This is a genomic window from Arthrobacter sp. JDC6, from assembly GCF_056484025.1.
In genome coordinates this window covers 4,145,823-4,171,191 of sequence record NZ_CM151278.1, presented here as the reverse complement: position 1 = coordinate 4,171,191, position 25,369 = coordinate 4,145,823, and the positions used below count along the sequence as shown (strand labels likewise).

The window sequence follows — 25,369 nt, the reverse complement described above, 5'->3', positions numbered from 1 at the left end:
CTGCCGGTGGTTTCAGTGCCGTGGCCAACTATTGCGCGGGCGTCCGCGGGCCCGGCCTGCAAGCGTTTGGGTGCCTCACGGCCGGGATGGCGATGCCGGGGGAATCTGGCTGACCAGCCCCAGGGTGTTTCCCTCGCTGTCCCGGATGAATGCCATCCACTCCTCCGTGCCGGCGGGCCCCAGCAGGCCGTCGTCGTGGCTGAAGATCACCCGCGGTTCGGCCACTATTTCCACTCCCCGGGCCTTGAGTTGCTCCACAGTGCGCTTCACATCGGGAACGCCAAGATAGAGAAGCGAACTCGGCGCGCCCTGCTCCAGCAACAGCCGTACGCCGTCAAGGTCGAAGAACAGCAGCCCGGGCGGATCGAACACGGCCGTGTATCTTGCCGAAAGCAAGGCGCTGTAAAACTCCGCTGCCCGCTGCAGATCACTGGCGTGTTGAGCGACCTGAACCAAGCGCATGACCCTCGCCTTTTCCCAACCGTTCGATGCGTCCATCCTGCTCGTGTAGCACGTGTGCGGGCAAGGGATCCCACACCGCCGGGCCCTGACCGGTCCCATCCATTGCTCCGGCCCTTGGTACTCCCGCCTCAGGCATGCACGATGGTCCCGTTGCGCGGCAGTCCGCCGGGGAACGAGAGGGGAACGCCGGAAGCCCGGGCCGGATCGGCGGAATCCATGGCCTGCACATGCAGATGCGGTTCCGTGCTGTTGCCGGAGTTGCCGCAGCGGCCCACCATCTCTCCGCACTCAACCGGCTTGCCGGGCCGGACGCAGACGCTCCCGCGCTGCAGATGGCACAGGGCGATGAACACCGCGCCGCTCCCGATGATCACGTGGTTGCCTGCAAGGCCCGGCCATCCCTCCCGCGCCCGCCTGGCCTGCGAAGCGGCGTAACGAATGGATGGAAAGCCGCGGAAGGCGGCATGGTCCGGCTCCCCGTCATGGGCGGCGAGGACAATACCGGAGGCCGGGGCTGTCACAGCCCTGCCAAACCCCACGAACTGCTCCGGCGGCTCGGGCCGGAACAGCGACGCCAGGGTGACCGGCGCAGACCGCCCGTTCCGGTCCAGCGGGGTGAAGTCGATGGCGTGGCTCGTGGCGAAAAGCCGCGTCCCGTGGCTGGGGATCCGGTTGGCGGGAGAATTCTGCACCAGCCAGGGGCCGGTGAACGGATACTCCAGGTCCGCAGGGGTCGCCGCAGGCATGGTTTGGCGGGGCTTGATGGGTCAGCTGGCGGGATCGTACTGGAAGGCGCGCACTTCCTGTGCGCAGCGGCAGGCCGCGGCGATCTTCGCGGCCCAGTGCAGTGCGGCTTCGTAGCCGGGCAGTTCCAGCACTGTGTAGCCGCCTTCGATCTGCGCCGTCTGGGGGTAGGTGCCTTCGCTCACCGTACCGTCGCCGTCGACCATCACGGGCGGAACGCTCTCGTCGATGCCGCCGCCGAACACCCAGACGCCGGCGTCCTTCGCCTCCTGGACCACGGCATGCGCGGCGTCCGCTACGGCCTGCAGGCCACCATCCGGGATGTCCATGGCGCCGCTGGGAAACGAGATCAGGTATTTGGTCATTCTCACGGCTCCTTCGTTGGCAAGTCGATCAGCTTCATCCTTCCCATCGCTCCGCTGCCGCGCAAGGATTCAGGCGCGCTGTGCCGGCGCCCGGGGACGCCGCCGCGGGGGCTGCAACAGGCACAATAGGCTCATGGCAAATACCAGCAAGGGCCGGATGCCGCGCCTGGAAGACGTGGCCAAGGTGGCGGGGGTCTCCCACCAGACCGTCTCCCGGGTGGTGAACAACCATCCCAACGTCAGCAAGGCGACCCGGGAAAAGGTGGAGGCCGCCATTGCCGAACTGGGGTACCGGCGCAACACCGCGGCCCGGAGCCTGGTCACCCGGCGCTCGCAGACCATTGGCGTGCTGGCAAGCGAGCTTTCGCAGTACGGCCCGGCCAACACCCTGCTGGGGGTTGAACATGCCGCCCGCAACGCCGGTTACTTTGTCAGTATCGCGGCCCTGCGGGAAATCAGCCGGGATGCCATCTCCAACGCCGTGGGCCACTTCATGGACCAGGCCGTGGACGGGATCGCCGTGCTGGTGCCGCACTCGGACACCCTCGCAGTGCTGGAGCAGATGAATCTTCCCGTGCCCGTGGTGGCAGTGGGCTCGGCCGGCAGCGCTTCCGTCAGCGGCGCGATGGTGGACCAGCGTGCAGGCGCCAGGCTCGCCGTCGAACATCTCATCAGTGAGGGCCACCGGCAGATCGGGCACATCGCCGGCCCGCCTGACTGGACGGACGGCGCTGAGCGCGCGGAGGGGTGGCGTGCTGCCCTCCGGGATGCCGGTCTGGATGATTCCCTGCTGGTTGAGGGGGACTGGAGCGCTGGCAGCGGTTACGCGATCGGCCGCAAGCTGGCCTCCGGACTCAGGGCCACGGCCATCTTCGTTGGAAACGACCAGATGGCACTGGGCCTGCTGCGCGCGTTCACCGAGGCGGGGGTCAGGGTGCCCGACGACGTCTCCGTGGTGGGCTTCGACGACCAGCCGGAGGCGGGGTACTTCACGCCGCCGCTGACCACCGTCCGCCAGGACTTCGAGGAGCTGGGACGCCGCTGCATGGACATCATGCTGAAGGAAATCGAGTCGGGTGCCGCGGTGAGCTCCACTGTGGTCCCGCCGGAGCTGGTCCTGCGTGCCAGCACCGCCGCTCCAGCGCGCGCCTAGGCGGACGGCACCAAGCGCCAAAAAAAATCTCCATGATTCTGCATCCAAATCCGGGGCTGCGCCGGTAGTAGGAGTGTCAGCAAAAAACGCCCGTCAGCCGGGCCGTTCAAGGAGATGGACATGCGCAACAAAATCTTCACCGCAGGTGCCGGTGCAGCAGCCATTGCAGCCGCAATCGCTCTGGCCGGTCCCGCCCACGCAGCAGACGGGGATGCCCAGCTGTCCGTGCTGCATGGCGTTCCCGGACTGACCGTGGACGTTTGGGTCAACGGTGACCGCACCCTGGATGACTTTGCCCCCGGAACCCTTGCAGGGCCACTGGCCCTTCCGGCCGGCACGTACGAAATCGCCATCACGGCAGCCGATGCCGCCAACGCCTCCGCGCCGGCCATTGGTCCGGTGAGCGTCACCCTTGCCGCCAACGGAAACTACACGGCCGCAGCCCACCTCGGCGCCGACGGCAAACCCACCGCCAGCCTGTTCACCAACGACGTGTCCCAAATTCCCGCCGGGAAGGGCAAACTGACGGTCCGGCACGCAGCCGCAGCCCCCGCCGTCGATGTCCTGGCAGGCGGCACCGCCGTTGTCACCAACCTGGCCAACCCGAACGAAAAGACCCTGACCCTGGATCCCGGCACCGTCCCGGCCGCGGTGGCTGCCGCAGGCACCACCGCCCCGGTGATCGGCCCGGCCGACGTGGCGGTGGCTGAAGGTACCCACACCATCGTCTACGCCTGGGGCAGCCTGGCCGACCAGAACCTGAAGCTTGCAGTCCAGACCATCGAGGGCCTGCATTCCGCACCGGCCTCTGTGCCGGGTGCCCTTGACGGGTCCGCGGATGCCGGTGGAGCGGGCCCTGCCGTTGCCACCGCCGGGTTTGGCTTGGCAGCGCTGGCCCTCCTCGCGGGGGCGGTGGGCGCAGCCCGCGCGGTCCGCGCACGGCGGGCGGAACTGTAACCGGGCCAGACGCCCGCTGAAGGACCACACCGCAGGGGCCCGGCCGGCAACGGACGGGCCCCTGCACCGGCCCCGCCAATGGCCGGCATACATGGAAGGGAGGCGGCAGGCATGATGGCAGGCACGACGCCGGCACCCGGGTACCGCCGTCGCCATCCGGCAGGCGGCGCGGCGGCAGCGATGGTGGCTGCCGCGTTGGTTTTGTCCGGCTGCGGTCCTGCCGGTCCCACTGGTTCCCCCGGTCACACTGGTTCTGCGGGTCCCACCGGTTCTGCCGGGCAGCCGGCCCCCTCCACGGTTGCCGCGGCAACCGGCTCTCACGAGCCGGCGCCCTCGCCGGGGGCGCCGGCCCCTGCCGGCTCCGCTGTACCTCCCACCGGGGCCATCCCGGTCCGGCCCGCGGCCCCCACCGCCGCGGCGGTGGTGCCGGCACCAACATCACTGACCGTGGCGGGCACTGCCATCGACATGCCGGTGGTGCCCGGGGGAGTTTCCGGCGGGGGAGCGATGGAAATCCCTGACGCCTTCGACCGGGCGGCCTGGTACAAATTCGGTCCGGCCCCGGGAGCAGCCGAGGGAACCGCCGTCATCGCCGGCCATATCGACACCACGTCCGACCGGGCACCGTTCTCGGCATTGAAGTCCCTCTCGCCGGGAATCCTCATCCGCGTGGGCGGGATGGGGCCGCGCCGCTCGCCTACCGGGTGGTGGGAGTGGAACTGATGGCAAAGGACAAGTTCGACGGCGGCGCCCTGTTCCGCCGGTCCGGCCCGCACGAACTCAAGCTGGTCACCTGCGGCGGCCGATGGCTGGACGAGCGGATGGACTACAGCGACAATGTCATTGTCACCGCAGTTCCTGCATGAACCTGGTTTCTGCATCACCGGTGGCCAGCCATGTAACTCGTGCGCCGACGCCGGGAAGGAGTTGCCTGTGACGCTTCCCGGGCACGCTTTCCGCGGATGGGATGACGCACTGACCGACTCCTTCCTGGCCGGGGATGAGCACGCCCTGGCAGCGGCCTACCGTGAGTTCGCGCCCCTGGTGCACACCCTTGCCTTGCGTTCACTGCCGGACAGGGCAGCGGCGGACGACGTGACCCAGGAGGTCTTCATCCGGGCCTGGCGTTCGCGGAGTACCTTCAACCCGCAAGTGGCCAGGCTGCCGGCGTGGATCGTGGGAATCACCCGGAACGCCATCACCGATGCCCATTCGGCGGCAGCCCGGGAAGCACGCAAGGCCTTCGCCGCGGCCGGAGCCGGTATGGGAGAAGACGCCGGAACGGGAACAGAGGCGGCGGAAATGCTGGCGGACAGGCTGCTCCTGGACGGCGAACTGGAGAGGCTGGGCGAGCCCCAGGGGTCCATCATGAAGCTCGCCTTTTACGAGGACCTGACCCACGAGCAGATTTCACGCAAACTGGGCCTTCCCCTTGGTACGGTCAAGAGCCACATCCGCCGGAGCCTGTCGCACCTGCGAAGCAGATTGGAGGTAGACCATGCCGCATCTTGATCCGGAACAGTTGAGCCTCCTGGCACTTTACGACGGCTGGGAGGACCCGGGTGCCCGGGAGCACCTGGCTGCCTGCCCCGAGTGCGCCGCCGATTTTGCCGCCCTGCGCCGCACGGTGGACGCGGTGAAGACCGCACCGGACACCAGCCGCCTGGCCGTGCCCGGGCCACAGGTATGGGCTGGAATCCACCGGGAACTGGGCCTTTCGGGGTCCGTGCGGGAGGATCCGCTGGCGGCGGACGCCGCCAAGGGAAACAGCGCGGGTCCGGCGGCCGCACCTGCGGACGCGCCGCCGTCGAACGTCATCCCTGTCCGCCGGCGGACCAAAGGTGCCTGGTGGCAGCGCCCCGGTACGTGGGTGGCAGCTGCAGCCGCAGCCGTCCTGGTGGTGGTTGGTGCGGTGTTGACCTTGACCCGTCCGCCCCAGCCCCAGCAGCTGGCCTCTGCCCAGCTGGCGCCGCTGGCGCAGCACTCCGCCGCAGGATCGGCCAAGGTGGTGACGGCGCCCGACGGTTCCCGCAACCTGGAAATCAGCCTGGACAAGGATGAAGCCAAGGGTTACCAGGAGGTGTGGCTGATTGCGCCGGACCTTTCCCGGCTGGTCAGCCTGGGCGTCATGAACTCCACATCCGGAACGTTCCAGGTGCCCACCGGCCTGGACCTCTCCCAGTACCCGGTGGTGGATGTTTCCGACGAACCGATGGACGGCAATCCTGCGCACTCCAGCGTGAGCATCGCCAGGGGCACCCTGTCATCCTGACGCGGTCAGCCGCCGAAGTGTGAGTGCGGGGCACCTTCCGGCAACCGCTCCAGCAGTTCCTCCGCCACCTTGCGCAGCTTGATGTTCCGGTGGCTGGAAGCCTTGGCAAGGATGGAGAAGGCCTCCTGGTACGAGCACCTGTTCTGGGCCATGATCACGCCGCAGGCAACGTTGATGGAGGTGCGGCTGTCCAGGGCCGAACGGAGGTCGGTGGCCAGCGAGCGGGCGGAGTGCAGGTTGATGGCCATCTGCAGGCTCTTGGCTGCCAGGGCGGCAAAGGTGCGTGCCTCGGCGATGGCCTGCAGCGGGAAAGCCTTCGAGTCGTGCGCGAAGAAGGCAAGTGCGGCGGCGGTCCTGCCGGGGCCACTGCTGCCGATCGTTTGGTCATCTTCCGCGGGGTCCGCTTCCAGGCGGAGCCGTACGGCAAGGGCACTGCCGAACCCTGATAACTGCAACTGCGACGAATAGTGCTGCCACCGGAAATCCCCGTTCCGCTGGAGCACCGCGACGGGGTACCCGCCTGACATGACGTCAGTTACCGGCCCCTCGTCCATTTCCCGTTCCCAGTCCAGCATCCGCACTACTTCACCGGTGGTGCCCGTTATGGCAGGAGTCCGCTTGGCCTGGTGCAGCACCAGGCCGCAGCCCACGTCAATCCCGGCGGTGGCGGCCACATGGTCAGCCGAGGCGGCCACCAGCAGCCTAAGGGAATCGGAGAGGGTCTGGGCGTCGTTGACCAGGTCCAGCACGAGGGCGGGGTTCCGGGGTGCACCGCGTTCACGGCCGCGCGGCTCCGGATGGGGCACGCGCGTCCTGCGGGTGTTCGCTGGGGAAAGAGGGCCGGCGACGGCTGGGGGAGAGCCCTTGGTCTCAAAGGACTCCTCGTCGCCGGCCCCGCTTAGTACCCGGGTCCTATGAACCGGGAAGCCTGGGTTTACCTGTCGTGCATGCATTGCCAGTCTCACACCCCCTAGTGAGCCAAGTACCGGAAAGCAGAACAGGTCTTGTCTCTGTGAAAAACCTAATGGCCGTCCAGCCCCCAGTGGATGCGTAACCAGTACCTGTTTTTCCGATTAGGGAGTACTTGGGCGCGCCCTGCGGAACCCCTCAGGCGTGTTGCCGCAGGTGGGAAGCGGGTCGCTTGGCGGCCCAGGGGTGTGGCCGCGCTGCCGCCCGGTCAACGGAGCACTTGACTCCCGAGGCGGGCCCCCCAACAATAGTTTCTATAACGTTGTAGAAACTAAGCCGAGGATGCCTTCGTGACCCAGCCAGAACCCGCCGCAGCAAAAATCACCGTCGACCCGTCGTTCACCGTGGGGCCGGTCCGCCGTCGTACGTTCGGTGCCTTTGTTGAGCACCTTGGCCGGTGCGTCTACACCGGCATCTTTGAACCTGACCACCCGGATGCCGACGACGACGGGTTCCGGAGGGACGTCCTCGCGCTCACCCGCGAACTGGGGGTATCCACCGTCCGCTACCCCGGCGGCAACTTTGTGTCCGGCTACCGCTGGGAGGACGGGGTGGGCCCGGTTGACCAGCGGCCCGTGCGCCTGGACCTGGCCTGGCACTCCACCGATCCCAACACGGTGGGCGTGGACGAGTTCGCCACGTGGTCCGCCAGGGCCGGCGTTGAACCCATGATGGCGGTGAACCTGGGCACCCGCGGGGTCCAGGAGGCGCTGGACCTCCTGGAGTACTGCAACATCGACGCCGGCACGGCGCTGGCCGGCCAGCGCCAGGCGAACGGTGCCCGGGACGGCTATGGCATCAGAATGTGGTGCCTGGGCAACGAAATGGATGGCCCCTGGCAGATCGGCCACAAGAACGCGCTGGAATACGGCCGCCTGGCCGCCGACACTGCCCGTGCCATGCGCATGATGCAGCCGGACGTGGAGTTGGTGGCCTGCGGCAGTTCAGGGCCCACCATGCCGACTTTCGGTGAGTGGGAACGCGTGGTTTTGACGGAGACCTACGAGCTGGTGGACCTGATCTCGGCGCACCAGTACTTCGAGGACTTCGGCGACCTGCAGGAACACCTCGCCGCGGGACACAAGATGGAGGCCTTCATCCGCGACCTCGTCAGCCACATCGACCATGTGAAGTCGGTCAAGAAATCTTCCAAGCAGGTGAACATCTCCTTCGACGAGTGGAACGTCTGGCACATGAGCCGCGACGAGTCCAAGGTGCCCACCGGCAAGGACTGGCCCGTGGCCCCCGTCCTGCTGGAGGACACCTACACGGTGGCGGACGCCGTCGTCGTGGGGGACCTGCTGGTCACGCTGCTCCGCAACACGGACCGCGTCCACTCCGCCAGCCTGGCGCAGCTGGTGAACGTCATCGCCCCCATCATGACCGAGCCGGGCGGCCGCGCCTGGAAGCAGACCACCTTCCACCCCTTTGCCCTGACCTCACGGCACGCCTCCGGCACCGTCCTGCAACTCGCCGTCGAATCCCCACTGGTCAGCGGCGGCACGACAACTGACGTCGCCGCCCTGTCCGCCGTCGCCACTTATGACGCGGACAAGGGCGAAGCCGTGGTGTTCGCCGTCAACCGGTCCGCCGGCCAGGCACTGACGCTTGACGCAGCCGTGGCCGGGCTGGGCGATGTCCGGTTGCTGGAGGCGGTGACCTACGCCAACAAGGACCCGTACTGGCAGGCCAGCGCCGACGATTCCACCTCCGTCCTGCCATCGGAAAACGGCACCGTGAAGGTGGACGGCGGGAGGCTCACCGCCGAACTCCCCGCCGTGTCCTGGTCCATGATCCGGCTGTCCGTGGACAGCTGACCCCCCGGGGGCGGGAGGGCAGGGGCGCCCTTATGACGACGGCGGGCCGCAGGTGGGAGGATGGACGGCATGGAACTGCACATCACGGGCGATCCCGCCGCGGACAAGTTGTTGAGCGAGGACGACTTCGCCCTGCTGACCGGCATGCTGCTGGACCAGCAGGTGACGATGGAATCGGCCTTTGCCGGGCCCGAGAAGATCCGCAGCCGGATCGGGTCGCTTAAGCCGGAGGCCATCGCCGCGCAGGACCCCCAGGCGTTTGTGGAGATGTTCAAGGAACGGCCCGCCGTACACCGCTTCCCCGGTTCCATGGCCGCCCGGGTGCAGGCGTTGGCCGAGGCCGTCCAGAGCGAGTGGGACGGGGACGCCGCGGCCATCTGGACCAAAGGGTCACCGGACGGGGCCGAGGTGCTGCGCCGCCTCAAGGCCCTGCCCGGATTCGGCGAGCAGAAGGCGAAAATCTTCCTGGCCCTCCTGGGCAAGCAGCGCGGCCTGAATGCGCCGGGATGGCGTGAAGCCGCGGGACACTATGGTGAGGACGGCAGCTACCTGTCAGTGGCAGACATCGTGGACCCGGAATCCCTGGCAAAAGTGCGCGCCAGCAAGCAGGCCGCCAAAGCAGCGGCGAAAGCAGGAAAAGAACGTTAATGGCAGTCACCATGAACGACGTCGCACGGGCGGCGGGCGTTTCCCTCAAGACCGTTTCCAACGTCCTGAATGACTACGAGTTCATCCGTCCGGCCACCAAGCAGCGGGTGCAGGATGCCATTGCGGAGCTGGGCTACGAAGCCAACCTCACGGCGCGCAGCCTCCGGTCCGGCAAGACTTCCATGCTGGGGCTGGTCCTGTCCGACCTCTCCGCCCCGTACTACGCCGAGCTGGCGTCCAGGCTGATGAAGGCCGCTTCCCGCCGGGGTTACCGGGTGCTGGTGGAGCAGTCCGACGCGGAAGCGGCCGCTGAACTGGGCGCCCTGCAGGGGACGTTCCGGCAGCTCACCGACGGCCTGCTGTTCACGCCGCTGATGGTTGACGCGGAGGCCATTGCCGCGCGTGCCGGCAGCAAGCCGCTGGTGATGCTCGGCGAGCACATCATGGATCCCCGCTTCGACCTGGTCACGATGAAGAACGGGGAAGCCGCGGCGGCGCTCACGGCGCACCTGCTGGCCGGCGGCCGCCGCCGCATTGCCGTGATCGGGGCGAACGCCGGGGAGACCTCCGGCAGCGGGGGCCTGCGCCTGAACGGATACCGGAAGGCGCTGGAGGCAGCCGGCATCGCGTTCGACCCTGCCCTGGTGGTGCCTGCGGAGTGGCGGCGCGACACCGGCGCCGCCGCCGTGGCCGGCCTCCTGGCATCCGGCGTGGAGTTCGACGCCGTCTTCGGGCTGAACGACGTGCTGGCACTCGGCGCATTGCACGAACTCCTGATCCGCGGGGTTAAGGTGCCCCAGGACGTGGCCGTGGCAGGCTTTGACGACATCGACGAAGCCCGGTTCGCGTCCCCGTCCCTGACCACCGTCTCGCCGGGCATGGACGAGATCGCGGAACGGTCCATCGGCCTGCTGCTGGACCGGATCGCCGGGCGCGAGACATCCGGGGCGGGCGTGCACGTGGAGGCCGGGTTCGAGCTAAAGATCCGCGAGTCCGCGCCGTAGTTCCGGTGCTCTGGTCCCGGCGCCCTGGTTTCGGGCGGGCAGGTTTCGCCTGCTCCGCAAGCGGGTACGCCTATGCCACCGGTTCAAGAGACGGAAAGGTGCCGCCATGATTGCCCTCCTGGTCATCGACATGCAGAACGCATTCTTTGAAACCCCCGAACTGGCAGCCCAGCGGGAACGGGTGGTCAGCGAGTGCAACCGGCTGCTGGAAGGGTTCAAGGCCGCCGGCCACAAGGCGCTGCTGGTGGGCACCGAACACGAGCGGGACAAATCCACCTGGACCCTCAGCATGCTCGACGACGACCAGGGGTTCATCTTCCGCGGCAGTGAACAGGCCCAGTCCGTGCCGGGGCTCATCACCGAAGACCTGCCCCAGCTGAACAAGACCCGCGACAGCGCCTTCGTGGGCACCAACCTGCTGGCCCGGCTGCGGAACTGGGGAGCCGACCAGGTGGTGCTCGCGGGCGTCTCAACCCACAACTGCATTGCCCAGACCGCCGCCGATGCATTCGCGCACAACATCCGCGTGACGTATGCCAGGGACGCCATGGCCTCCGAAGCCGACCAGGACGCCGCCGACATGCTCCGCATCCTTTCCGCCACCTACCGCCAGCCCGTCCAGTCCAGCGGGGAGATCCTTTCCGGGCTCAGCAAGTAGGCCCCACCGGTCAGCAAACAGGCTCCGGATAGACCGGCCTGATGCTGCTGAAACCTGGCGGAAACGTGCCGGGTCTACGCTGGAGCCCACGCCGTTGGCCGTCGAAGGGAAATCCATGCATCTGATGCCGCGTGAGCAGGAAAAGCTCATGATCGTGGTGGCCGCGGACCTGGCCCGGCGCCGGCAGTCCCGCGGCCTGAAACTTAATTACCCGGAGGCCGTGGCCATCATCAGCTATGAACTGATCGAGGGCGCCAGGGACGGCAGGACCGTTGCCGATCTCATGAGCTACGGCACCACCCTCCTCAGCCGCGAGGACGTCATGGAGGGCGTGCCGGAAATGATCCACGACGTGCAGATCGAGGCCACCTTCCCCGACGGCACCAAGCTCGTCACCGTCCACAACCCCATCCGCTAAGGAGAGCCGCAATGATCCCAGGCGAGTACGTTCTCCGGCCGGAGCCCGTGACCGCGAACGCGGGCAGGGACGCGATCGAGGTGGCCGTGACCAACACCGGCGACCGGCCTGTCCAGGTGGGTTCCCACTTCCACTTCGCCGAGGCCAACGCTGCCTTGTCCTTCGACCGGGACGCCGCCTACGGCCGGCGGCTGGACATTCCCGCGGGAACGGCTGCACGGTTTGAGCCGGGGGACTCCCGGAGCGTGCGGCTGATCGAACTGGCCGGGCGCCGCGAGGTGTTCGGGCTCAGCAACGCGGTCAACGGAAAGCTCGACGGCGGCACCCGCCAGGAAGGGGACGTCCAGTGAGCTTCGAGATCCCGCGACGGCAGTATGCGGACCTGTACGGGCCCACCGCCGGTGACAGGATCCGCCTGGCGGACACCGACCTGTTCCTCGAGATCGAACAGGACCTCACCGTCTACGGTGAGGAAGTAGTGTTCGGTGGCGGCAAGGTAATCCGCGACGGCATGGGCCAGAACGGCCAGGCCACCCGCGACGAGGACATTCCCGACACCGTCATCACCAACGCGGTGGTCCTGGACTACACCGGCATCTACAAAGCGGACGTGGCACTCAAGGACGGGCATATCTTCCGCATCGGCAAAGCCGGGAACCCGCAGATCACCGACGGCGTGGACATCGTCATCGGGGCCGGCACCGAAATCATCGCCGGCGAACGGAAGATCCTCACTGCCGGCGGAATCGACACCCACATCCACTTCATCTCCCCGGACCAGGTGCCCACGGCCCTGGCCAGCGGGGTGACCACCATGATCGGCGGCGGCACCGGCCCTGCCGAAGGCACCAAGGCCACCACCGTCACACCCGGAAAGTGGCACATCCAGCGGATGCTGCAGGCGGCTGAGGGGCTGCCCATCAACATCGGGCTGTTCGGGAAAGGCCACGCGTCCGCCGTCGAACCTTTGGCCGAGCAGATCCGCGCCGGTGCCATCGGGCTGAAAGTCCACGAGGACTGGGGGTCCACCACCTCCTCCATCGACACCTCCCTGAAGGTGGCGGACGAGTACGACGTCCAGGTGGCCATCCACACCGACACCTTGAATGAGTGCGGATTCGTGGAGGACACCATCCGCGCCATCGACGGCCGCGTCATCCACACCTTCCACACGGAGGGTGCCGGCGGCGGCCACGCCCCGGACATCATCAAGATTGCCGGCATGCCCAATGTCCTGCCGGCCTCCACCAACCCCACGCTGCCCTATACGCGGAACACCATCGAAGAGCACCTGGACATGCTCATGGTGTGCCACCACCTCAACCCGGACATCCCCGAGGACGTGGCCTTCGCCGATTCCCGGATCCGGGCCGAAACAATCGCCGCCGAGGACGTCCTGCAGGACCTGGGCATCTTCTCCATCACCTCCTCCGACTCCCAGGCAATGGGCCGGGTGGGCGAGGTGATCACCCGCACGTGGCAGGTGGCGGACAAGATGAAGAAGCAGCGCGGGGTGTTGGAAGATCCCACCGCCGGAATCCATGGCAGCGCGGGCAGCGACAACTTCCGGCTCAAGCGCTACGTGGCGAAATACACCATCAACCCCGCCATCGCCCAGGGCATCGCCGACTCCGTGGGGTCCCTGGAGGTGGGCAAGTTCGCGGACCTGGTCCTCTGGGATCCCGCATTCTTCGGCGTCAAACCGGAGCTGGTGCTCAAGGGCGGGCAGATCGCCTACGCACTGATGGGGGACGCGAACGCCTCCATCCCCACTCCCCAGCCCCGCACCATGCGGCCCATGTTCGCCACGTTCGGCAAAGCCATGCAGCAGTCCTCCATCACCTTCCTGTCCCAGGCCGCGATCGACGCCGGGGTACCCCAGGAACTGGGGCTGGAAAAGGTCATCCGGGCCGTCTCCGGCATCCGGACCCTCACCAAGGCCGACCTCAAGTACAACGACGCCACCCCCGACATCCAGGTGGACCCGGAAACGTACCAGGTAACCGTCGACGGCGAGGACGTCACCTGGGAACCCGCGGACGTCCTGCCCATGGCCCAGCGTTATTTCCTGTTCTAGACCCCACCGGAGCCCCCACGTGATCATCGACAAAGTCCTCGGCAACCTGCACGACCTTCCGGACCCCGAAACCTACGCCGGGCTGCACCGGGAAAAGGTGGTGCTTCCCAGCTCCCAGCTGGTCAAACGCATCCAGCGCGCCACCACCGACCACGGAAAGGAAATCGGCATCCGCCTCCCCTCCGGCTCCGGGGACCTCCGCGACGGCGACATCCTTCACGTGGAAGAGGCCAACATGATCGTGGTGTCCGTGCTGCCCACCGACGTCCTGGTCATCGCACCCCGCACCATCTCCGAAATGGGCGTCACCGCGCACTCCCTCGGCAACCGCCACCTCCAGGCCCAGTTCTTCGACGCCGCTTCCGAATACGGGGCGGACGTCATGGTGTGCGCCTACGACCACACCGTCGAGGACTACCTCCGCCACAATGCCGTCCCCTACACCCGCCAGGAACGCGTCATGCCTGTACCTTTCCGCCATGCTGAGCACAGCCACTAACTATCAGCTGGCGCTTCAGCAGCTTGTCGATTCCGCTTTGCCTACCGGGGCGTTTGCGCACTCCCTTGGGTTCGAGACATACATCGAGCGGGAGCTCGTATCTGATGAAGAGTCCTTCGGTATCTGGCTCGGCGCGTTCATCGGGCAGCAGCTGACATACTCTGACGGGCTCGCCATCCGCTTTCTCTACGGGGGTGTTGATGTGGGGGAGCTGGATACTTTGCTCTCTGCGTCCCTGTTGCCCCGGCAGGTGCGGGAGGCGGGCATCAAAATGGGGCTTCGGTTGCTGGAGATCGGGGCGGAGGTGCTTCCGTCGCCTGCGCTGGAACTGTACCGGGACCTAGTGACCACGGGCCGGGCCGCCGGGCACCAGCCGCTGGCGTTCGCCGTCGTCGCCCGCTCCCTGGGCGTGCCGCTCCAGGAGGCGCTCGCCGCCTACCTCTTTGCCGCCGCCACCTCCCTGACGCAGAATGCCGTCCGCGCCATCCCCCTGGGGCAGAACGCCGGGCAGCGGGTGCTGCGGAAAGCGCACGACGACGTTGCTGCCGCCATCGACAGCATCGCCCGCCTGACGCTGGACGACTTCGGCGCCGTCAGTCCGGGGCTGGAAATCTCGCAAATGCGGCACGAACGCCAACGTGCCCGGATGTTCATGAGCTGACCGTGCTTGTAAATACTGTGCTTTTGAGTCAAAGGAGGACATATGTCTGAACCCATCAAGATCGGCATCGGCGGCCCCGTGGGAGCCGGCAAGACCCAGCTCGTGGAGCGGCTCACCCGGCACATGAGCGGCGGGATCTCCATGGCCGCCATCACCAACGACATCTACACCATCGAGGACGCCAAGATCCTCGCCGCCAACGGCATCCTCCCCGTGGACCGGATCATCGGCGTCGAAACCGGCGGCTGCCCCCACACCGCCATCCGCGAAGACACCTCCATGAACACCGCCGCCATCGAGGAACTCAAAGCCCGCCACCCCGACCTTCAGGTCATCTTCGTCGAATCCGGCGGCGACAACCTCTCCGCTACCTTCAGCCCCGAACTCGTGGACTTCTCCATCTACATCATCGACGTGGCCCAGGGCGAAAAAATCCCGCGCAAAGCCGGCCAGGGCATGATCAAGTCCGACCTCTTCATCATCAACAAAACCGACCTCGCGCCGCACGTCGGGGCTGACCTGGCCGTCATGGAGCGGGATTCCAAGGAATTCCGAGGCAACAAACCGTTCTGCTTCACCAACCTGAAAACTGACGAGGGCCTGGACAAGGTCATCGACTGGATCCGGCACGACGTCCTGATGCTCGACCTGGCGCACTAGACATGGCAGTCGTGGACTTGCCCGAAGGTGACGTAGCCGCCGGATCCAGCCACGGACAGTCACCTATGGGGCGGCTTGAGCTGGGCGTCACTTTGCGGGGCCGCCGGTCCCTTGCCTCACATCAGTTCCATGAGGGGGCCCTTCGGGTACTCCGCCCTCACTATCTCGATGACTCCGGGCAGGTTTGTTATGTCGTCGTGAATCCTGGCGGGGCGTATCTTGGCGCTGACCTCTTCCTTGTTGATGTTGAGGTCCAGGATGGGGCCGACCTTCTCCTGACCACCCAGTCCGCCACGAAGGTTTACCGGACTCCCGGGTCCTTTGCAGAGCAGCGGATGACTGTGCGGCTGGGGGAGGGGGCGCGGCTGGAACTCATGCCCGACCAGCTCATCGCCTACCGCCAGGCCAGTTACCGGCAGCGGACCTCCGTGACCCTGCGGCCGTCGTCGAGCCTGGTCATGGCCGAGGTAGTAACCCCCGGCTGGTCGCCCGACGGAGCCGCCTTCCGGTACCAGGAAGTCCGGCTGCGCAACGACATCCATATTGAGGCCGCTGATGGTGACCCGCAGCTGCTGGCACTGGACAACCTGCTGATCCGGCCGCCACTCCACGACGTCACCGGACTCGGCTTCATGGAGGGATACAGCCACCTGGGGTCGCTGGTGGTGGTGGACGCACGGGTGGACCAGGCGCTCGCCGACCAACTCCACGGCCTCACCGCCGGCCGGGAATCGCTGACCGGCATCTCCCTGACCCGCACCGTGGCAGGCACAACCGGACTGGTGCTGCGGAGCCTCTCCCACAGCACCGACGAACTGAACCTGCTGCTCCGTTCCTGCACGGACCTGCTCCGCGGACTCTGGTACGGCCAGGCCCCGCTAAACCTGAGGAAGCACTGATGACCAGCATCGGCGTCCTCTACCGTGACCGGGACCTGCTGCCGCTCCGGACCCGGGTGCTGTTCACTTTCGGTGCGGTAGCCGCGCTCCATGCCGCCGCCGTCGTCCTTTTGCTAGCCGGGACCTTCGGCGCAGGAAGCCGGCCGCTGTCCTCGGGGCTGGTGCTCACCGCTTACCTCGCAGGCGTGAAGCACAGCTACGACTGGGACCACCTCGCAGCGATCGACAACTCCACCCGCAGGTTCGTTGCCCAGGGGCAGGACCCGGTGAGCGTGGGCTTCGCCTTCAGCCTGGGCCACAGCTCAGTGGTGACCCTGGCAGGCGTGCTGGTGATCGCCGGCGCGTCCGTGGTGGGCGGACTGATGCAGGACGGTACGGCCGGAAACCTGGTCCTGGGCCTGATTGGCAGTGGTGTGTCCGGCCTGTTCCTGCTGGCCATGGGACTGTTCAACGGCTCCGCGTTCACCCGCTCACTTTCTGCCTACCGGCGCGCCCGTGATGGCGCCACCATTGGCCACCGGGACCTGGCGCCGCAGGGGCTGGTGGCGCGGCTGCTCGCCCGTCCGCTGTCCCGGGTGCGCCGGCCGGGGAGCATCTATGTGATCGGCTTCCTGTTCGGCCTGGGCTTTGATACTGCCACCACCATCGGGCTGCTGATGATGGCGACGGCGGCCTCGCTGGCCGGGGTGCCGCCCTTCGCCTTGCTTGCGCTGCCGCTTGCCTTCGCTGCCGCGATGACCCTGTGCGACTCGCTGAACGGCATGGCCATGATGCGGATGTACCGCTCCGCGTTGGATGATCCCCGGCGGAAGCTCGGCTTCAACGCGCTGGTCACGGGCATTTCCGCGGTCTCGGCGCTGTTCATCTCGGTGATTACCTTGGCCGGGTTCTTCCACGCGGCCTTTGCCCCTGAGGATCCGCTGACCGCGTGGCTGGCGTCCGTCGACCTGGGCTACGCCGGCCTGCTGCTGGTGGCGCTGCTCCTGGCCGTGTGGGGCGGGGCCGGGCTGAGAGGGAAGGCACTTCGAAACACGTAGCAGGGCGCGGTGCGGCCTTGACTGCCGCACCGCGCCCTGCGGTGGTCCTGAGGGGGTTCTTTAGCCGAAGTCGGCTACGTAGCTGGGAACTCCGACGGCGTCGGTTGACACCGGTGCGCCGGTGTCATTGACCACGTGGTCCAGCGTTCCCGCGCCGAGGTTCACCGTCAAAAGGCTGTGCAGCCTCACGCCCGGCGTTACCGGAACCTCAAAGCCACGGGTGGCGTGGATGGTTGGATCCACATTGTTGTACACGTAGCTGCCGCCGCCCCACAGCTCGTGGGTTTTGACGGAATCTGCCACCTTGTAACCTGCCCAGCCCAGGACGCCGTCGTGCTGCCACGTTGCCTGATTGGGCGCGTCGTAGGGGAGCTCATTCTGGAAGAAGACGGTCTTGCCGCCTTCGCCGTTCCAGATGACGTTGTACTGCTGGTAGTGCTCCACGAACAGGCCCGTGGCGGTGACGTTGTTGCCGTTGACGATCACGCCGTTCGCGCCGGTGTTGGTGGTCCAGCCGACGCCGTTCCCATGGTCGGCGCGCCAGGCCCAGATGTGGTCCAGGAGGACGTTGTCGCTGTTGACTTCCAGGCTGACCGAAGCCTTGCCAACATGCGGGCCGCCGATGCGGAAGAACACGTCATGGAGCGTGGTGGGGTTGGCCGTATCACTGTGGGCGGCGGAGTTGGCCGGCCCGCTCCCTGCGCCCTGGCGGGCCTTACCGACGCGCATCAGGGCAGGTGACTCCACCTCTCCGGCATCTATGGTGACGGCGGCGACGTCGACACCAGGGACATCCGCCACCGTCAAGGGGACCGCTCCGTTGACGGCGGTGAGGGTTGCCATGCCCAGCCCGAGAACGACGGTTCCTGCCCGCTTGACCTCGATGCTTTGGTCAACGTCGTACACCCCCGGGGTCAGGAGGAGGTGCTTTCCCCTGGCCAGCTGGGAGTTGATGGCCTGCACTGAATCGCCGGGCTTCGCGACGTAGAAGTCGGCCAAGGGGATGCTGCGGCCCTCTGTGGGACCGTTTTCCCACGTGGTCCCGGCAGAGTCCTGGCGGACGGCGGGCAGGAACACGTTGTACTGGCCGGCCTGATCCAACGTCAGGTACGGCTTCTCGCGGCTGATCGGCGTGGCGGCCAGGGTGGTGTACGGCGGGTTCGGGAAGGACTGCGGAGGCGCCCCGTTTACGCCCGAGAACACCTGGTTCCACACTCCGTTGGACCAGCTGCCGATGCTGCTGTTGCGGACCAGGTACTGCTGCTGTGAGCCGTTGATGACGGCGCCCGTCTTTGAATCCGCGATGAAGCCGCCACTGGCGTACTGCGGCCCTGCCGTGCAGTAGTCCATGAGGGAAAGGTTGCCGCCGGTGATGTTGATCCGCCGCATGGGTGAGGCCTGCGAAGCCGCCCAGAAGTTCGCCGAGCTGCGGCAGCCTTCAAGTCCGGTGACGTTGATGGTGAGGTTGGACAGCGAACGCCAGAAGTTGTTCAGCGCGATGCAGTTGTCCGCGGACAGGCAGCGGTTGTAGACGTCCACGTGCCCGTTGATGGTGACGTCGGTGGGTGCAGCACCCAGCCCCGCAACCTCCGTGGAGTAGCCCACCTGGACAATCAGCGGCTGCTCCGGGGTTCCATAGGTGCCGGGTTTGAACAACAGGGAATAGCGTTTGGTCCCCATTTCGTCGTCCACCTGCTGCGCCGCGATGGAGTCCACCGTTGCCTGGATCCGGGCCACCGGCATGCTGGGGTCGAAGACGTACACATTGGGTCCGAAGGGGTGTTGCGTCGCCTGTGGAGGAGCCGGGATCGCGGCCGGCAGGGGGGCCTGGGGCGCGGCTGCCTGGGTCGGGGCCCATGCCTGTGGTGCGGCGGGCGACGCGACGGCCATTCCTCCTCCGCTGCCTATCAGGCCGGCCAGGAGGACCGCCGTGCCGGTGACGTGTCTGAGGGGGCTTTTCATGCGCCGCGGTTGGGGGCCGTTGGGCCTTTCGGCGCGCGGCGGTTGGGGTAGGTGGGCTAGCGGCATTGCTGGTCCTGTTCGTCGGTGGGATTCGTCGAGACGGATGTGGGCGGCGAAAAGACGCGGCCGTGGGAGCGCTCTCGTCGGGGAAGCCTAACACCGCAACGGGGTGTCGACAAGGGCATATGGGAGCGCTCCTACCTCGCCTTGACAACCATCTGTGAGATGGGACACCATTTGGTGAGAGCGCTCCCACCACGGATCGGCCTCCGACCCGTCCCCACCGCTCCCCAGCCCCACCGTCCATCGGACCAATGGGGCATTTCTGACGAAGGAGTCTTCCCCTGTGAAAAACCCCAGCAAGTTCTCCGTGCTTTCGGCTGCCGCCGCGTGCCTTGCCCTGTCGTTGACCGCGTGCGGTTCCTCATCGCCCGAGAAGGCAGGAGTCAACGGTGCAACGGGATCCGAGCCCGTAACGCTCACGGTCGGCACGTTCAACGAATTCGGCTATGAGGCGCTCTTTGAGGAATACAAAGCCCTGAATCCGAACGTGACCATTGTGCACAAGAAGGCGGCAACCACGAATGAAGCACGGGACAACCTCACGACGCGCCTGGCTGCCGGCTCAGGCTTGTCCGATATCGAGGCCGTAGAGGTGGATTGGCTCCCGGAACTCCTGCAGTATCCGGACCGCTTCGCGGACCTGAGCGACCCCGCTGTTGAAGGTCGCTGGCTGGACTGGAAGGCCGAGGCCGCCACAACCGCCGACGGCAAGCTTCTTGGCTACGGGACCGACTCCGGCCCTGAGGCCGTCTGCTACAACGCTGAGCAGTTCAAAAAGGCCGGCCTGCCCACCCAGCGTGAGGAAGTTGCCAAACTGCTGGGCACCACGTGGGACAGCTACTTCCAAGCCGGGAAGGCATTCAAGGCCGCCAGGCCGGAGTCCGCCTGGTTCGACTCCGCCGGGGCTATCTACCAGGGCATGAGCAACCAGCTTGACAAGGTCTACGAGGAGGAAGACGGCACCGTCATCGCCACGGAGAACCAGAAGGTCAGGGACACCTACAACCAGGTCCTCAAAGCCTCCACCGAGGACGGGCTGTCAGCTCATCTCAAGCAGTGGAGCGATGACTGGGCTTCCGGTTTCCAGACCGGTGCCTTCGCCACCACCCTTTGCCCGGGCTGGATGCTCGGTGTCATCGAGGGCAACGCGGCGGGGGTCGCCGGCTGGGACGTGGCCAACGTCTTCCCCGGCGGCGGCGGAAACTGGGGCGGGTCCTACCTGACGGTCCCCACCCAGGGCGCGCACCAGGCCGAGGCGAAGAAGCTGGCAGGCTGGCTGACCGCACCCGAACAGCAGATCAAGGCATTCACTGCCAAGGGCACCTTCCCCAGCCAGAAGAAGGCCTTGGAAAGCAGTGAACTGTTGGACCAGACGAACGGGTTCTTCAACGGTGCGCCCACCGGCCGGATCTTCGCCGAACGCGCCAAGGCCGTTGACGTGACGCCTTTCAAGGGAACCAAGTTCTTTGCCATCAACGACGCCATGCAGCAGGCCCTCACCCGGGTGGATGTGGACAAATCCGACGACGCCGCCTCCTCCTGGGAGAAGTTCGCCGCCGCGGTGAAAGCCCTCTAGGCATGACTGTCACCGACCGGGTCAAGCCCCAAAGCGCCGGGGGACAGTCCCCGCGTCCGGCGGGCGCGAAGAGTGTCCGGCGCCTGGCCTTCTCGCAGCAGGTCTCCAGGTGGGACGTAAAGCTGTCCCCCTACCTCTACATCTCGCCGTTCTTTATCCTGTTCGCCGTCACCGGGCTGTTCCCGCTGGTGTACACGGCATGGGTTTCCCTGCACAACTGGAACCTCATCGGCGGCCAGGGGAAGTTCACGGGCCTGGAAAACTACGCCTTCATCGTGGCCCAGCCCTACTTCTGGAACGCCGTGGGCAACACCTTCAGCATCTTCATCCTGTCCTCCGTTCCCCAGGTTGTTATCGCCCTGGTGATAGCGGCGGTGCTGGACGCGAACCTGAGGGCGAGGACGTTCTGGCGGATGGGGGTCCTGGTCCCCTTCGTCGTGGCGCCGGTGGCAGTAGGCCTGATCTTCAACAATCTCTTTGCGGACCAGTTTGGGCTGGTTAACGGGATGTTGACGGCGGCAGGGCTGGACCCGGTCCGGTGGCATTCAGAGTCCCTTGCGAGCCACCTGGCTATTGCCACCATGGTGAACTTCCGCTGGACCGGCTACAACGCGCTGATCTTCCTCGCAGCAATGCAGGCCATTCCCCGGGATGTGTTCGAGGCGGCAACAATCGACGGCGCGGGCAGGCTGCGGCAGTTCTTTTCCGTGACCGTTCCCATGCTGCGGCCAACGGTGATCTTCGTGGTGATCACATCCACCATCGGTGGCCTTCAGATTTTCGACGAACCGCGGGTTTTCGACCAGTCCGGCCTGGGCGGAGCGGACAGGCAGTGGCAGACGCTGACCATGTACATCTGGGAACTCGGCTGGGGCCAGCGCAACTTCGGCAGGGCATCTGCCGTGGCCTGGCTGCTCTTCCTGATCATCGTGCTGATCGCCCTGCTCAACTTCCTCATCACCAAACGCATCGCAAGCAACGGAGGCCGCAAGTGAGCTCCATTCCCATGATCGAACAGTCCGCCGGGAAAGGGGCGGCCAAGGCAGCAGCGCGGCGCGGGCCAGGTACCCGGAAACAAAGGTCGGGCCACGGAAGTGACCGCCGGCCCGGCTTCCTCACCTACGGCTTCCTGGGCGCTGTCCTCCTGGCGTCCCTCTTTCCGCTCTATTGGTCCTTCCTGGTGGGCAGCCACGACAACACCGCACTGAGCCGCGGCATCCCGCTGCTGCCTGGCGGGAACTTCCTGGCCAACGCCGCCAAAGTCTTTGCCAGCATTCCGTTCTGGAAGGCAATGGGCAACAGCCTTATGGTCTCCTGCGTGACGGCGGCATCCGTCGTCGTGTTCTCCACCCTTGCCGGATTCGCCTTCGCCAAGCTCCGCTTCCGCGGCAGCAAGGCGCTGCTGGTGTTTGTCATCGCAACCATGGCCGTTCCCACCCAGCTCGGCGTAGTCCCGCTGTTTATCCTGATGTCCAAACTGGGATGGACCGGATCCCTCTGGGCCGTCATCATCCCCGGCGTTGTTACCGCATTCGGCGTCTTCTGGATGACCCAGTACCTGCGCGACGCCCTCCCGGATGAACTGATTGAAGCTGTGAGGATGGACGGTGCTTCCATGATCCAGGCCTTCTGGCACGTCGGATTCCCGGCGGCAAGGCCTGCTGCCGCCATGCTCGCGTTGTTCACTTTCGTGGCCACCTGGACGAACTTCTTCTGGCCGTTCATTGTCCTTGACCCTTCGAACCCCACCCTTCCGGTGGCCCTGCAGCTGCTCCAGGCGGCCCACTTCGTGGACTACTCCGTGGTCCTGGCCGGCGCAGTCCTGGCCACCATCCCGCTCCTGCTCCTCTTTATCGCTGCAGGCCGGCAACTCGTATCTGGAATTATGCAAGGAGCAGTCAAAGGATGAGTCCCACCCGACCTGAATTTCCGGAGGGTTTCCTCTGGGGCGCGGCAACAGCTGCCTATCAGATCGAAGGCGCAGCACACACCGGCGGCCGAGAGGACTCCATCTGGGATGTGTTCGCCCGGCTGCCCGGTGCCGTCGCGGACGGCCACAACGGTGACGTGGCCTGCGACCACTACCGGCTCTACAAGCAGGACGTGGCGCTCATGGGCAAGCTGCACATGAAGGCGTACCGGTTCTCCACGTCCTGGGCGCGCTGCGTGCCCGACGGCGTCACACCCAACCCGGAAGGGATCGCCTTCTACTCCCGCCTGGTGGATGAACTGCTGGCCGCCGGGATCACGCCATGGCTGACCCTCTACCACTGGGACCTGCCACAGGCACTTGAAGAGAAAGGCGGCTGGGCCAACCGGGACACCGCATACCGTTTCGCCGAGTACGCGGCCCTGATGCACAGCGTGCTGGGGGACCGGGTCCGCATCTGGACGACCCTTAACGAGCCGTGGTGTTCGGCTTTCCTTGGCTACGCTGCCGGCATCCATGCCCCGGGGCGTCAGGAACCCCGTTCAGCCCTTGCTGCGGCACACCACCTTTTGCTGGGCCACGGCCTGGCGGTCCGGGAACTCCGGCGCCGAGACGCTTCAACGTCCCTGGGCATCACCCTGAACCTGACGGTCGCCGATCCCAGGGACCCCGGCAGCGCCGGCGACCGGGACGCTGCCAGGCGGATCGACGGGCAGTTCAACAGGATTTTCCTTGACCCGTTGTTCCGCGGCGAGTATCCGGACGATCTCCTGGCAGACGTCGCACACCTGGGAATGGCTGACCTGGTGCATGACGGTGACCTGGATCTTATTTCCACGCCGCTGGACCTGCTGGGCGTCAACTACTACCACGGTGAATCCCTCACGAAGGACCCGGCGGACCCCGGGGAACAGGCGGGTCAGGAGACGACGTCGGTCCCCGGGCAGACAGCGCGCCCGGTGTCCTCCCCTTTCGTGGCGGCCGACGGGGCGCGGTCGGTTCCAAGGGGCCTGCCAAGAACGGGCATGGGCTGGGAGGTCCAGCCGGAGGGGCTGCGGCGCCTGCTCAACCGGCTGCATGGAGACTACACCGGACCCGCCGGGATCCCCATCTACATCACCGAAAACGGGGCCGCCTACAATGATGTTCCCAATGAAGCGGGGTTCGTGGACGACCAGGACCGGCTGGGGTTCTTCGCAGCCCATCTCCAGGCCGTCCACGGGGCCATCGAAGACGGCGTGGATGTCCGCGGCTATCTCGCATGGTCCCTGCTGGACAACTTTGAATGGTCCTTTGGATACCATCAGCGCTTCGGCCTGGTCCGGGTGGACTATCCAACCCAGAATCGTGTCCCGAAAGCGAGCGGTTTGTGGTACGCGGCGGTGGCATCCGGCAACGCCATGACGGCGGCCAGCAACCTCGTGCCGGCATCAGGCCAAGGTGTCGTATTGTCGGTGTAATGAACGCAAACTCCAGCCGCCCGGCCCCGGCAGGGGCGGGGCGGCCAAGTCCAACGCTGGAGGACCTGGCGTCGGCCGCCGGCGTGTCCCGCTCTACTGCCTCCCGTGCCATCAACGGCGGATTGAAGGTGAGTCCCGAAGCCAAAGCGGCCGTCGACGCCGCGATCCTCGCTTTGGGCTACACGCCCAACCGTGCTGCGCGGAGCCTGGTTACCCGGCGTGCGGGTTCGGTGGCCCTGGTGATCCCTGAACCTGATGCCAGGGTCATGATGGACCCTTATTTTGCTGCGGTGATCACGGGAGTCAACGAGGCACTGCGCGATACGGACCTGCAGCTGGTCCTGCTGATGTCCCGGGCAGGGGACGATTCTGCACGGACCATCCGCTACCTGCGCGGCGGTCACGTTGACGGCGCGATCGTGGTGTCCCATCACCGGGCGGACGACTGGGTGGAGACCCTGGGAGCCACCGGGCTGCCAACCGTCTTCATCGGCAGGCCGTGGGACACGGCATCCGGGATTCCCTACGTGGACCTGGACAACTTCGAGGGCGGCCGGTTGGCAGCGCGGCACCTGGCCGGCATCGGCCGCACCAGGCTCGGAACTGTTGCCGGCCCTACGGACATGACAGCCGCCGTCGACCGCCTGGAAGGTTGGCTGCAGGGATTGCGGGAAGCCGGCCTCCAGCCCGGGCCCGTCATCCACGGGGACTTCACGACGGCGGGAGGTGCGGAGGCTACGGAGCACCTGCTGTCCACGGCGCCTGAGGTGGACGGGATCTTCGCTGCGTCCGACCTCATGGCGCTTGGCGTCGTGGACACTCTTCGAAGTGCGGGCCGCCGTGTGCCCGTCGACGTGGCGGTTGTCGGCTTCGATAACCATTCCATCCAGGCGGCGAACGGCCTGGGACTGACAACGGTGGCCCATCCCATGGTGGAGATGGCTGCTGCGGCAGGAAAGCTTCTGGTCAGCGCCATCGGAAACCCCGGAGAGGCATCGGAACCGGTCATCTATCCGGCGGAACTGGTGGTGCGCGGGAGCACCGCCCCGTGACCCATTAACCCAGTAACCCGCGAACC

28 protein-coding genes are annotated in these 25,369 nt (G+C 66.5%); 23 read left to right on the top strand and 5 right to left on the bottom strand.

Annotation, left to right across the window (positions count from 1 at the left end; genetic code table 11):
• Positions 1 to 75: 75 nt before the first annotated feature.
• The 3 genes from ACV095_RS19320 to ACV095_RS19310 form a co-directional block, all read right to left on the bottom strand.
• Entirely contained in the window at positions 76 to 462 is a 387-nt protein-coding gene (locus ACV095_RS19320) for a VOC family protein (RefSeq protein WP_377204394.1), read from the bottom strand.
• A gap of 128 nt (positions 463 to 590) precedes the next feature.
• Positions 591 to 1,208: a M23 family metallopeptidase gene (locus tag ACV095_RS19315; RefSeq protein ID WP_268002442.1), complete on the bottom strand. Its 618-nt coding sequence runs from the start codon at positions 1,206 to 1,208 to the stop codon at positions 591 to 593.
• A 21-nt stretch (positions 1,209 to 1,229) separates the two neighbouring features.
• Entirely contained in the window at positions 1,230 to 1,571 is a 342-nt protein-coding gene (locus ACV095_RS19310; RefSeq protein WP_056388341.1) for a YciI family protein, read from the bottom strand.
• Positions 1,572 to 1,704: 133 nt separating this feature from the next.
• On the opposite strand from ACV095_RS19310, the gene ACV095_RS19305 reads away from it, so the two are divergent.
• The 6 genes from ACV095_RS19305 to ACV095_RS19280 all read left to right on the top strand — a co-directional run bounded on the left by ACV095_RS19305 (position 1,705) and on the right by ACV095_RS19280 (position 5,953).
• Complete coding sequence (locus ACV095_RS19305) at positions 1,705 to 2,724, top strand: LacI family DNA-binding transcriptional regulator (RefSeq protein ID WP_018770918.1); 1,020 nt, start codon at positions 1,705 to 1,707, stop codon at positions 2,722 to 2,724.
• 120 nt (positions 2,725 to 2,844) lie between these two features.
• Positions 2,845 to 3,681 (top strand): DUF4397 domain-containing protein, encoded by an 837-nt coding sequence (locus tag ACV095_RS19300; RefSeq protein ID WP_377204398.1) that lies wholly within the window; start codon positions 2,845 to 2,847, stop codon positions 3,679 to 3,681.
• A gap of 111 nt (positions 3,682 to 3,792) precedes the next feature.
• Positions 3,793 to 4,404 (top strand): class F sortase, encoded by a 612-nt coding sequence (locus ACV095_RS19295; RefSeq protein WP_478222513.1) that lies wholly within the window; start codon positions 3,793 to 3,795, stop codon positions 4,402 to 4,404.
• Complete coding sequence (locus tag ACV095_RS19290; protein WP_478222512.1) at positions 4,404 to 4,547, top strand: class F sortase; 144 nt, start codon at positions 4,404 to 4,406, stop codon at positions 4,545 to 4,547. Before ACV095_RS19295 ends, ACV095_RS19290 begins: the two co-directional genes overlap by 1 nt.
• A 67-nt stretch (positions 4,548 to 4,614) precedes the next feature.
• Positions 4,615 to 5,193: an RNA polymerase sigma factor gene (locus tag ACV095_RS19285; RefSeq protein WP_018770915.1), complete on the top strand. Its 579-nt coding sequence runs from the start codon at positions 4,615 to 4,617 to the stop codon at positions 5,191 to 5,193.
• The gene (locus ACV095_RS19280) at positions 5,180 to 5,953 is read left to right on the top strand and encodes an anti-sigma factor (protein WP_056388337.1); all 774 of its coding nucleotides are present in this window, start codon (positions 5,180 to 5,182) and stop codon (positions 5,951 to 5,953) included. Before ACV095_RS19285 ends, ACV095_RS19280 begins: the two co-directional genes overlap by 14 nt.
• A gap of 5 nt (positions 5,954 to 5,958) precedes the next feature.
• On the opposite strand, the gene ACV095_RS19275 is transcribed toward ACV095_RS19280, so the two are convergent.
• Positions 5,959 to 6,759, bottom strand: coding sequence for an ANTAR domain-containing protein (locus ACV095_RS19275; RefSeq protein WP_478222511.1), 801 nt, complete (start codon positions 6,757 to 6,759; stop codon positions 5,959 to 5,961).
• 453 nt (positions 6,760 to 7,212) lie between these two features.
• On the opposite strand from ACV095_RS19275, the gene arfA reads away from it, so the two are divergent.
• The 12 genes from arfA to ACV095_RS19215 all read left to right on the top strand — a co-directional run bounded on the left by arfA (position 7,213) and on the right by ACV095_RS19215 (position 17,300).
• Positions 7,213 to 8,739, top strand: coding sequence for an arabinosylfuranosidase ArfA (gene arfA, locus ACV095_RS19270; protein ID WP_478222510.1), 1,527 nt, complete (start codon positions 7,213 to 7,215; stop codon positions 8,737 to 8,739).
• Positions 8,740 to 8,799: 60 nt separating this feature from the next.
• Complete coding sequence (locus ACV095_RS19265) at positions 8,800 to 9,387, top strand: HhH-GPD-type base excision DNA repair protein (protein ID WP_018770911.1); 588 nt, start codon at positions 8,800 to 8,802, stop codon at positions 9,385 to 9,387.
• Positions 9,387 to 10,391, top strand: coding sequence for a LacI family DNA-binding transcriptional regulator (locus ACV095_RS19260; RefSeq protein ID WP_478222509.1), 1,005 nt, complete (start codon positions 9,387 to 9,389; stop codon positions 10,389 to 10,391). The genes ACV095_RS19265 and ACV095_RS19260 overlap by 1 nt, the downstream gene beginning before the upstream one ends.
• Positions 10,392 to 10,497: 106 nt before the next feature.
• Positions 10,498 to 11,049: a cysteine hydrolase family protein gene (locus ACV095_RS19255; RefSeq protein WP_018770909.1), complete on the top strand. Its 552-nt coding sequence runs from the start codon at positions 10,498 to 10,500 to the stop codon at positions 11,047 to 11,049.
• Positions 11,050 to 11,164: 115 nt separating this feature from the next.
• Positions 11,165 to 11,467 carry an urease subunit gamma gene (locus ACV095_RS19250; RefSeq protein WP_026266013.1) on the top strand — a complete coding sequence of 101 codons (303 nt, stop codon included), beginning with the start codon at positions 11,165 to 11,167 and terminating at the stop codon, positions 11,465 to 11,467.
• 11 nt (positions 11,468 to 11,478) lie between these two features.
• On the top strand, positions 11,479 to 11,817 hold the full coding sequence (locus ACV095_RS19245; RefSeq protein WP_018770907.1) for an urease subunit beta: 339 nt from the start codon (positions 11,479 to 11,481) through the stop codon (positions 11,815 to 11,817).
• Entirely contained in the window at positions 11,814 to 13,544 is a 1,731-nt protein-coding gene (gene ureC / locus ACV095_RS19240) for an urease subunit alpha (protein WP_478222508.1), read from the top strand. Before ACV095_RS19245 ends, ureC begins: the two co-directional genes overlap by 4 nt.
• Before the next feature lie 19 nt (positions 13,545 to 13,563).
• Positions 13,564 to 14,043, top strand: coding sequence for an urease accessory protein UreE (gene ureE, locus ACV095_RS19235; protein WP_018770905.1), 480 nt, complete (start codon positions 13,564 to 13,566; stop codon positions 14,041 to 14,043).
• Complete coding sequence (locus ACV095_RS19230; RefSeq protein WP_144600963.1) at positions 14,024 to 14,704, top strand: urease accessory protein UreF; 681 nt, start codon at positions 14,024 to 14,026, stop codon at positions 14,702 to 14,704. Before ureE ends, ACV095_RS19230 begins: the two co-directional genes overlap by 20 nt.
• A 42-nt stretch (positions 14,705 to 14,746) precedes the next feature.
• Positions 14,747 to 15,364: an urease accessory protein UreG gene (ureG, locus tag ACV095_RS19225; RefSeq protein ID WP_223993434.1), complete on the top strand. Its 618-nt coding sequence runs from the start codon at positions 14,747 to 14,749 to the stop codon at positions 15,362 to 15,364.
• Between the two features lie 197 nt (positions 15,365 to 15,561).
• Positions 15,562 to 16,263 carry an urease accessory protein UreD gene (locus ACV095_RS19220; RefSeq protein ID WP_442781148.1) on the top strand — a complete coding sequence of 234 codons (702 nt, stop codon included), beginning with the start codon at positions 15,562 to 15,564 and terminating at the stop codon, positions 16,261 to 16,263.
• Positions 16,263 to 17,300, top strand: a complete 1,038-nt coding sequence (locus tag ACV095_RS19215; protein ID WP_478222507.1) for a HoxN/HupN/NixA family nickel/cobalt transporter — start codon at positions 16,263 to 16,265, stop codon at positions 17,298 to 17,300. The genes ACV095_RS19220 and ACV095_RS19215 overlap by 1 nt, the downstream gene beginning before the upstream one ends.
• Positions 17,301 to 17,360: 60 nt before the next feature.
• Here the strand turns inward: ACV095_RS19215 and ACV095_RS19210 are convergent, their stop codons facing one another.
• On the bottom strand, positions 17,361 to 19,262 hold the full coding sequence (locus tag ACV095_RS19210; protein ID WP_478222506.1) for an adenylyl cyclase: 1,902 nt from the start codon (positions 19,260 to 19,262) through the stop codon (positions 17,361 to 17,363).
• A 346-nt stretch (positions 19,263 to 19,608) separates the two neighbouring features.
• Between ACV095_RS19210 and ACV095_RS19205 the strand changes: the two genes are divergently transcribed.
• Genes ACV095_RS19205 through ACV095_RS19185 form a run of 5 tightly spaced genes read left to right on the top strand, consistent with a single transcriptional unit; the run spans position 19,609 to position 25,343 of the window.
• Positions 19,609 to 20,901 (top strand): ABC transporter substrate-binding protein, encoded by a 1,293-nt coding sequence (locus ACV095_RS19205; protein WP_018770899.1) that lies wholly within the window; start codon positions 19,609 to 19,611, stop codon positions 20,899 to 20,901.
• Positions 20,902 to 20,903: 2 nt separating this feature from the next.
• A complete protein-coding gene (locus ACV095_RS19200) occupies positions 20,904 to 21,896 on the top strand; it encodes a carbohydrate ABC transporter permease (protein WP_478222505.1) in 993 nt (330 codons plus the stop codon).
• Positions 21,893 to 22,810 carry a carbohydrate ABC transporter permease gene (locus tag ACV095_RS19195; RefSeq protein ID WP_018770897.1) on the top strand — a complete coding sequence of 306 codons (918 nt, stop codon included), beginning with the start codon at positions 21,893 to 21,895 and terminating at the stop codon, positions 22,808 to 22,810. Before ACV095_RS19200 ends, ACV095_RS19195 begins: the two co-directional genes overlap by 4 nt.
• Positions 22,807 to 24,291, top strand: coding sequence for a glycoside hydrolase family 1 protein (locus tag ACV095_RS19190; protein ID WP_478222504.1), 1,485 nt, complete (start codon positions 22,807 to 22,809; stop codon positions 24,289 to 24,291). Before ACV095_RS19195 ends, ACV095_RS19190 begins: the two co-directional genes overlap by 4 nt.
• Positions 24,291 to 25,343: a LacI family DNA-binding transcriptional regulator gene (locus tag ACV095_RS19185; protein WP_478222503.1), complete on the top strand. Its 1,053-nt coding sequence runs from the start codon at positions 24,291 to 24,293 to the stop codon at positions 25,341 to 25,343. Before ACV095_RS19190 ends, ACV095_RS19185 begins: the two co-directional genes overlap by 1 nt.
• Positions 25,344 to 25,369 lie beyond the last annotated feature (26 nt).